This is a genomic window from Burkholderia sp. Bp9012 (genome assembly GCF_003853825.1).
In the GTDB taxonomy this organism is placed as follows: Bacteria; Pseudomonadota; Gammaproteobacteria; order Burkholderiales; family Burkholderiaceae; genus Burkholderia; species Burkholderia diffusa.
The window spans coordinates 283,090-290,633 of sequence record NZ_QTQA01000010.1; the positions used below are offsets into that span (position 1 = coordinate 283,090).

9 protein-coding genes and 3 pseudogenes are annotated in these 7,544 nt (G+C 56.2%); 2 read left to right on the top strand and 10 right to left on the bottom strand.

Going from position 1 to position 7,544, the window contains the following annotated elements; genetic code table 11:
• The first annotated feature begins 22 nt into the window (after positions 1-22).
• Entirely contained in the window at positions 23-415 is a 393-nt protein-coding gene (locus DIE11_RS16565) for a VOC family protein (protein ID WP_124625569.1), read from the top strand.
• A gap of 59 nt (positions 416-474) precedes the next feature.
• The gene (locus DIE11_RS16570) at positions 475-1,722 is read left to right on the top strand and encodes a citrate/2-methylcitrate synthase (protein ID WP_124625571.1); all 1,248 of its coding nucleotides are present in this window, start codon (positions 475-477) and stop codon (positions 1,720-1,722) included.
• A 191-nt stretch (positions 1,723-1,913) separates the two neighbouring features.
• Here DIE11_RS16570 and DIE11_RS16575 read toward each other — a convergent pair whose 3' ends face one another.
• From DIE11_RS16575 to DIE11_RS16615, 10 genes and pseudogenes are all read right to left on the bottom strand, one after another.
• Positions 1,914-2,348, bottom strand: a complete 435-nt coding sequence (locus tag DIE11_RS16575) for a hypothetical protein (RefSeq protein ID WP_124625573.1) — start codon at positions 2,346-2,348, stop codon at positions 1,914-1,916.
• Positions 2,349-2,423: 75 nt separating this feature from the next.
• Entirely contained in the window at positions 2,424-3,005 is a 582-nt protein-coding gene (locus tag DIE11_RS16580) for a hypothetical protein (RefSeq protein ID WP_124625575.1), read from the bottom strand.
• Between the two features lie 375 nt (positions 3,006-3,380).
• Positions 3,381-3,514, bottom strand: a pseudogene (locus tag DIE11_RS37540) (RHS repeat-associated core domain-containing protein); the annotation flags it as partial.
• A gap of 38 nt (positions 3,515-3,552) precedes the next feature.
• The gene (locus tag DIE11_RS16590) at positions 3,553-3,888 is read right to left on the bottom strand and encodes a hypothetical protein (RefSeq protein WP_124625577.1); all 336 of its coding nucleotides are present in this window, start codon (positions 3,886-3,888) and stop codon (positions 3,553-3,555) included.
• Between the two features lie 365 nt (positions 3,889-4,253).
• Positions 4,254-4,388: pseudogene (locus DIE11_RS37545) on the bottom strand (RHS repeat-associated core domain-containing protein); the annotation flags it as partial.
• A gap of 341 nt (positions 4,389-4,729) precedes the next feature.
• Positions 4,730-5,059, bottom strand: a complete 330-nt coding sequence (locus tag DIE11_RS16600; protein WP_124625579.1) for a hypothetical protein — start codon at positions 5,057-5,059, stop codon at positions 4,730-4,732.
• A 380-nt stretch (positions 5,060-5,439) separates the two neighbouring features.
• Positions 5,440-5,766, bottom strand: a pseudogene (locus DIE11_RS36925) (RHS repeat-associated core domain-containing protein); the annotation flags it as partial.
• 31 nt (positions 5,767-5,797) lie between these two features.
• On the bottom strand, positions 5,798-6,193 hold the full coding sequence (locus tag DIE11_RS16610) for a hypothetical protein (protein WP_124625581.1): 396 nt from the start codon (positions 6,191-6,193) through the stop codon (positions 5,798-5,800).
• On the bottom strand, positions 6,190-6,363 hold the full coding sequence (locus tag DIE11_RS36930) for a hypothetical protein (protein ID WP_260437131.1): 174 nt from the start codon (positions 6,361-6,363) through the stop codon (positions 6,190-6,192). Before DIE11_RS36930 ends, DIE11_RS16610 begins: the two co-directional genes overlap by 4 nt.
• A gap of 173 nt (positions 6,364-6,536) precedes the next feature.
• A partial coding sequence (locus DIE11_RS16615; protein WP_311767589.1) for an RHS repeat-associated core domain-containing protein occupies positions 6,537-7,544 on the bottom strand: 1,008 nt, incomplete at its 5' end.

The following is a 7,544-nucleotide window of genomic DNA, read 5'->3' on the forward strand; positions in this document are numbered from 1 at the left end:
CCTTCACGTACTGACCTCGATCATGATCGAATTCAAATGGGATCACCTGCAACTCTGCTCAGTTGATGCCAAGGCCACGGCCGCATGGTTCGCGCGTTGCCTGAACGCCGAAGTCGTGCGACGCCCCGGCCGCGTCGACCTGCGAATCGGCACCGTCAACTTGTTCATCACGGCACTGCCGGATGCGCGTTCGGCGATCGTGCCGGACGGCGTCCGCGTGCAAGGCATCGATCACTTCGGCGTGCGGGTCGATGATCTCGATGCTGCCTACGCGCATCTGGTCGACAATGGCGCGGAAATCGTGCAACCGGTGACGCGGATTCGCGCTGGCGTGTGCGGCTGTTTCGTGCGAGCACCGGGCGACATCCTCGTTGAGGTGCTCGAGCGGCGCGCGACCGAGATGACATTCAGTTGAACCCGGTCTATAGTCGTCGCAAGCGGCCGGTCGCCGGACGCATCTGATCACGACACGCCATGCAGAACTGGATCACCCTGACGGAAGCGGCGCGGCGGCTCGGCGTGCGGGCGCAGACCATCTATGCGTATGCGAGCCGCGGCAGCATCGCCGTGATGCAGGATCCCGATGATCCACGCAGGAGCCTGTATCGCGTCGATGACGTGGTCGCGCTGTGCCGCAAGAAACAGGTCGGCCGCAAGCGGGCAGCGCTGGCGGCCAGCACGATCTTCGGCGCCGAGCCGTGCATCTACAGCGGCATCACCACTTTCTCCAAGGGCCGCGCGTGGTATCGCGGCCGCGACAGCATTCAACTCGCGGACACCGCCACGCTCGAGGAAACGGCCGCGCTGCTGTGGCAAGCCACCACGCCTGTGTCGTTCGACGCGCCGGCGGTTGCGTTGCCGCCCAGCGAGCGCGATCGGCAATGCGCGTTCACGATGCTCGCGACACTGGCCGCGCACGGTCACTCGACGCTCGGCCGGCTCGACAGCGCGCTGCACGCCGAGGCCGGGCAGCTCGTCGCGATCGTGTCGCGCGCGTTCGGCGCGTACGACGATGCCGATGCGGGGCGGCCCTGGATCCATCAGCGGCTCGCGGCGGGCTGGGGCGTCGACGACCATGGCGCGGACCTGCTGCGCCGTGCGATGGTGCTGGTCGCCGATCACGAGATCACGAGTTCGGCATTCGCCGCACGCATCACCGCGTCGACCGGCGCGTCGCTCGCTGGCTGCCTGCTGACAGGCCTCACGACATTGTCGGGCCCGCTGCACGGCGACGCGTCGGGGCGCGTGCGTGCCGTGTTCGACGACGTTGAACGGCTCGGCGCCGAGCGCGTGGTCGATCATCACCTGAAGTCCGCGATCCCGATTCCAGGTTTCGGTCACCATCTTTACCCCGACGGCGATCCGCGCGCCGCTGCGCTGCTCGCGCGACTCGATCCGCCCACCGAACTCGGGTACTTTGTCGATAAGGTCACGACGCTCACCGGCCAGCGGCCGACCATCGACGTCGCGCTTGTGATGCTGGCGGTACAGCTTCAATTGCCGACCGATGCGGCATTCGGGTTGTTTGCGATCGCGCGCAGTGTCGGGCTGCTCGCACACTGCATCGAGCAACTGCGCGTCGGCAAGGTGATCCGGCCGCGCAGCCGCTATACGGGACCGGCGCTCGACGAGCGGCATCTGCGGCCCGAGGCCCACGATGACGGCAAGCTGCCGAAAGCCGGTATGATCGAGAAGAACCGGGTGTTCAAGGTGGTGGAGTAGCTTGCGTCACGAAGGTGCGCGACAGCGATCCGCATCTCCATGAAAAGTGAAGCGGCCCGAGGTCATCCGGCGACCGCGGGCCATACACGTAGCCACAGAACAAAGTAAAGTTGTCACCGTTTGCGAAATAAGGACGTCACTGCGCCGGTCGTCGTCGACCGAACGATGAACGATACGAAACTCTCGGAAATTCATGACGTTGCACGTCGCGAAATAGAAACGTCACTGACCGCGGCCCTGCGAAGCCCAGTGTCAACTCCCATGCTGCACGGCGGCGGAGGGCCCCACAGCGGGTCTTCATCCTGCCGGTAGTAGTCGCCGTACTCCGGCTGGTCGAGCAATTCGATGGCTTCCTCGCGCACCGCCTGCGCCACCGGCACAAAGCTGCCCGGCTCGTACACATAGTGCGTGGTGCGTGCGCCGAAGCCGTCCTCGTCGGCGATCTTGCTCTCCCACGCCAGCGTGTCGCCGTCCCAGCCGTACAGCGTCAAACCATAGCCGTGCTCCGCGTTCAGCCGCGCCGTCTCCGCTTCCCGGTAACCACTGCCGTCACTGGCACTGTATCTCACCTGCGCGTTCGATTCCTTCCCCACCCGTCGCCCCAGCGCATCGTACCAGTAGTGCACCGATACCCGGCCGTTGCCGAACCGTACCAGTCGATCGAAGCTGTCCCACTCGTACCACGCTTCACATCAGCTTAATCAGCCGAAGTAGAAATTGATCAATTTTCCGTATTCAGAAGAATACTTCCTCAAACTACCCAACGGCCGCTCATCGAGCATATCCATTGCCGCCCCTATACTCCCCGTTATTAACTTTTCATTTCCAACGGACGCATAATCCACGCCCACCACAGCATACCCAGATCTTACATTTCTTCGGCCAAACCGGATAACAGAGTACTGACCCAACACAATTGCACCATCTTTTTTGTCGTCAGAAAAATAAAGATGAACATCGTCCCTCAGAAAACTTAGTTGAACCCCATCCCAAATTCGCTTAAGCAAAGCCATCAACCTTACGCCCGGCCCAAAGTCGACAGAGCTACCGACATAAGTTTCGCCAAGATAATACAACTTATACAGAGAATTAATTTCCCTATTCCTATGATTTACATGCATATACTTCTCGTACAAATGGAAATCGGGAATTTCCCCTACAACATCGTAGCCTCGATCCTCGAGCTGCGACTTATCGCCATCCTCACCACGGATCAACCTGCCTGGATCATCGCCATTAGATTGCAGCAGCACATCAATAATTTCATAAAAATAAATTGCCATCTCTGTTTACTTAGAAATAGGATTCGTCCCAGATGCACCATGCTTGCCGAGAATCTCAGTAACCTTTTTGAGTTCTGATGCTCGATTTGAATTTGGACATGCGTCCACACCGGCCTGTGAAGCCTCGGCCAAGCGATCAACGTTCCTTGCTTTGTCGAGGCATTTGACATCGCAGCTACATACTTTCTTCCATTGAGACTCGGACATATTGCGCGTGGCTTTATCCGCCGGCCCCAGATCCACATGGCTTCCGTCTGCGTTAGGCGTCAACGTAATATGCCGCCCGCTAGGCGGCAGTCCAGGACCGCTTACATTGACATGTGCCCCTCGCGCCAAAGTATCCGGCCCGGCGGTATTGGCAGAAACGTCGTATCCTGACAACCCCAATGGGTCGATCCACTGTATCGGATTGGACGCATATTGATATACGTTGATACCCCCCTTCAATCTGATGGGGTCTTTCGATACAAACCTACCGATTGTGGATCGCAGTACCGATGCCGGTTGTAGACGAACGAGGGGCCGCTGACGCGGCCATCTCATTCATTTAAAGACGATCCGAAACCAACTTAACCAAATCAGAGAAGAACGCGTCAAGCTCCATGCACAAATACTCTGAATTCCCGTCGAATTTAAAAATATCTCCGGAAATCAATTTTCCCTCTTGATCCGTCAGATCGGCAGTTACCCTATATTTATCACCCATACCTGTCAGATCAAGTGTTAGATCGATCTCCATTGGGTAGAAGCTTACGTATGCCGTGCCGCCGAGAGAGTTTTGGTAAAACCCTGAATTCGATGACTCAATCTTGACCCTCTTTTCAATAACACATTCTACCCTTGCTACATAGTCTGACAAATAGGATTTAATATCTGTCGCCATCACTTTTCCCCCGACCAGTGACTGCTTCCAATATACCTTCTATCAGAGAATGCGTCGAGCCGCTTCCTCTGGACTTCGCCCAGTCTGTCAATTTGGAATCGATCGGATCGTTTATCGGTCGAATGGTCACGTGACCATTCGGCTTATCATGCGTCGCTTGAAGCCCGCACGAACAAAGCTTTCCGACGTCCAGCTCCACATATTTCCCTCTGTCCAATCCCGCTTCCGAAGTGGCTGCCGACAAGCCCGGCTCTTTCACATCGATTCGGGTCGTGTCTTTTCCTAAGCGCGGAGTCAGGCTATCGGGGGGTTCCCGATGCATTTCTAAAGACAGTTCCGCTAGTTATAACCTTAGGTTCAAAACCGGATAAGCCAAGCGGATCAACCCACCCCGTCGGATTGGGTGCGTATTGATAGACGTTGATCCCGCCTGCAAGCCCAATCGGATCTTTCGAGAGGTAGCGTCCAACGGTGGGATCATAGTACCGATACAGGTTATAGGTTATAGTGAAGACCCGTCTACCACCCGGTACCAGTACCCTAACGATTGCCCATAATCTCGTGCGCTGACGCAGAGTGCACTCGTCGTCGTGACGCTATCGAGTGTTGACCGACTCTCCGCCTCACCTTGTGCTACGTAGCATATCGGCGTCGCTCGGCAGTATGCAGAAGTTGGTCCGCTACTCAATCGTAGTCGTGCCACAACCAAGTACAGCGGATTCACGACCTCGGCCTTGCGAGCCACATCGCTGATCGCCTCCTCCGCGTCATCCCAAGCGCCGAAGCCGGGAAGACCCGCTCATTAGCAGCCCTTCGGGTTAGTGACGCACATCCAGCCCACTTATATGGTTGTCGCGTGCAGATTCATATAGAAATCCCAATGAATAATGAGCTTGCCAGATTTCGATAAAAATATCGTATCTACAAAATCCAGCTCACTCACAAACCTCAGCCATTCTGACAAGCTTGTCTTAAGTGCCGGGACAGCATCGTCCAAATTGAAGACATAAAAAACGTCAGTTATCGCCGCCCCCATAGAAGTCGAAAGAACTTTCAGCTCATTACTTAACCGCGCTCGATCAACACCATTTACCTCTTTCTTCTTAATAATGCGACTCCAGTCGATAGACGACGAACTCGCAGGAAGAGATTTCCTGAGCATATCAAGCATCTGCCTTTCTTCACCCCGAGCACATGAGTGGGCGGCAACATAATTAGCACATTCACTAGAGAAGATCATCTATTGAACCTCTTGACTATCTTGGCAACCGTCTTTCCAGATGCATTAAAGCAGATCGTTTTTTCGTTCCCTTTCCCGTTGAAGACGTTGATGTGAGCACCATGCCTTTCATCGTGCTCAACACGAAATCCTCGATATTCATCGGGAGCACGCCTTCCGTTAAAGCGCTGAGAGCCGAATTTGGCTGGATTTGGAATAGCTCTCTTTGCTGTAATCTTCGTAAAATCAAGGGCACTATTCATCGCTTGATTGTAGTCATCGTGCACTTCATCGCATTGGCGGTCATCCTTACCCGGACATGAATTACACTTTCTCGCTAAACCAAGAGGATCGGTCCAGAGCGTCGGATTCGGCGCGTACTGGAAGGCGTTGACCCCGCCCGCCAGCCCGATCGGATCCTTCGATACGAACCGCCCCGTAGCTGGATCATAGTACCGATGCCGGTTGTAATGCAGCCCCGTCTCATGGTCATGGTACTGCCCCTGGAAGCGGATGGGATTGGCGATCAGTGCCTTCCCCGAGGCCTTGCGGATCGTCTCCTGCGCGACACCCCACGCGCGGTACTCCGCGCTCCACGCAATCTCGCTGTGCTCGTCCGTCAGTTCCTTCGGCGAGCCGATCTGATCACACTGGTAATAGCCAATCTGCGTAAATGCTATCGGCTAACACCTATCTGCCCTCAAGATTGTATTTAGCAATTCTAGAAACATCCTCATCTTCATCTTGCGCAAGCCTCCTAATTATCGAGATAGGAGTCTTTTTATTTGAGGCGATACCTTGCCGAACCACTACGTCGATATCTTTTGACAGAAGTTCAAATAAATCATCAGACAATTTCCTTTTTACCGCGACAAAGCGACGAACATCAGCCTCATATTGGCAAAGCAACGCCAAGATTTCGAGCTGGACAGTCTTATTGTGAGCAACCCATCTCCTATATTCTGGAAATCTATCGATGACATCTTTCCATACTGCCACGGGAGCCTCATCAGTCGCAGCACGATCATACTCATCTTTGATATCACTATTCCGTAGCGCAACAAATTCCTCAGCGGAGCGAATCATTTTGAATCCTTGCATTTCAACGATTTAAAATCAATATTCTTCCCCGTATCGCTCTTGTGTTTTTTCATGTAATCGCCATAAACATCAGCATCTGCCACCCATACACCATTCTTATCGTATACCTTCCAAGCACTGTCCCCATGCCCTGTTTGATCTTCAGACCACCACATGCCGGCTCCAGGATCTCGGACATACTTAGCATGCCCAACGCCAGGTACGTTGCCCGAACATACCCTGTCGAAATGATTTACTTTCCACTTGCCTCTGCATGGGCAATTGGCGTTTTGGTTTGCCTTTGACGACGTTTGCTTTCTTCCAGCGCCTACCGGTGTTCTCGATAACCCTAACGGGTCGCTCCACTCAATCGGGTTTGGCGCGTATTGATAGACGTTGATCCCGCCGGCGAGCCCGATCGGTCTTTCGATACGAACCGTCCGCTACTCGGATCATAGTACCGGTGCCGGTTGTAATGCAGCCCGGTCTCATGGTCATGGTACTGCCCCTGGAAGCGGATGGGGTTGGCGATCGGTGCCTTCCCCGAGGCCTTGCGAATCGCCTCCTGCGCAACACCCCACGCGCGGTACTCCGCGCTCCAGGCGATCTCGCTGTGCTCGTCCGTCAGTTCCTGCGGCGTGCCGAGGTGATCGCACTGGTACCACGCCACTCTGTCGATGGCTGGTGCGGGCGGCGGCAGCAGCCATAGCGGGTCTTCATCCTGCCGGTAGTAGTCGCCGTACTCGGGCTGGTCGAGCAGTTCGATGGCTTCCTCGCGCACTGCCTGCGCCACCGGCACAAAGCTGCCGGGCTCGTACACGTAGTGCGTGGTGCGCGCACCAAAGCCATCCTCGTCGGCGATCTTGCTTTCCCAGGCCAGCGTGTCACCATCCCAGCCGTATAGCGTGAAGCCGCATTGCAGCGCGCGGTTGCGTTTCACACGCTCGGCGCGGTTCCAGTGCGGGCCAGCCTCCCTTCTTTCCTCGTAGTGCGCCTGGCTGTGCTTGGACAGACGCCGCCCAAGCGCGTCGTAGGTGTAGTCGACCTTCAGGCGATCGTCTTCGTAGTGCGTAAGCCGGTCGAACAGATCCCAGGTGAAGCGGCCTTCCTTGCCGTTGTCCCAACGCTGCGTGAGGTTGCCGCGCGCGTCGTACTGGTAGTGGGTACCCGCGTATTGCTTGAGCAGGTTATCCAGCGCCTTGATGCGCGGCATGCGCTGGCGCTCGGCTTCGCGCTGCTCGGCCGGGTCGATGAGGTTGCTGGCCGGGTCGAAGTCAAACGTCTCGTGGCCGAGCCGGCTTTGCGCTTCGAGCAAGCGGCCCACCGGATCGTAGCGGTAGGCGAGCTGCCCGCGCCG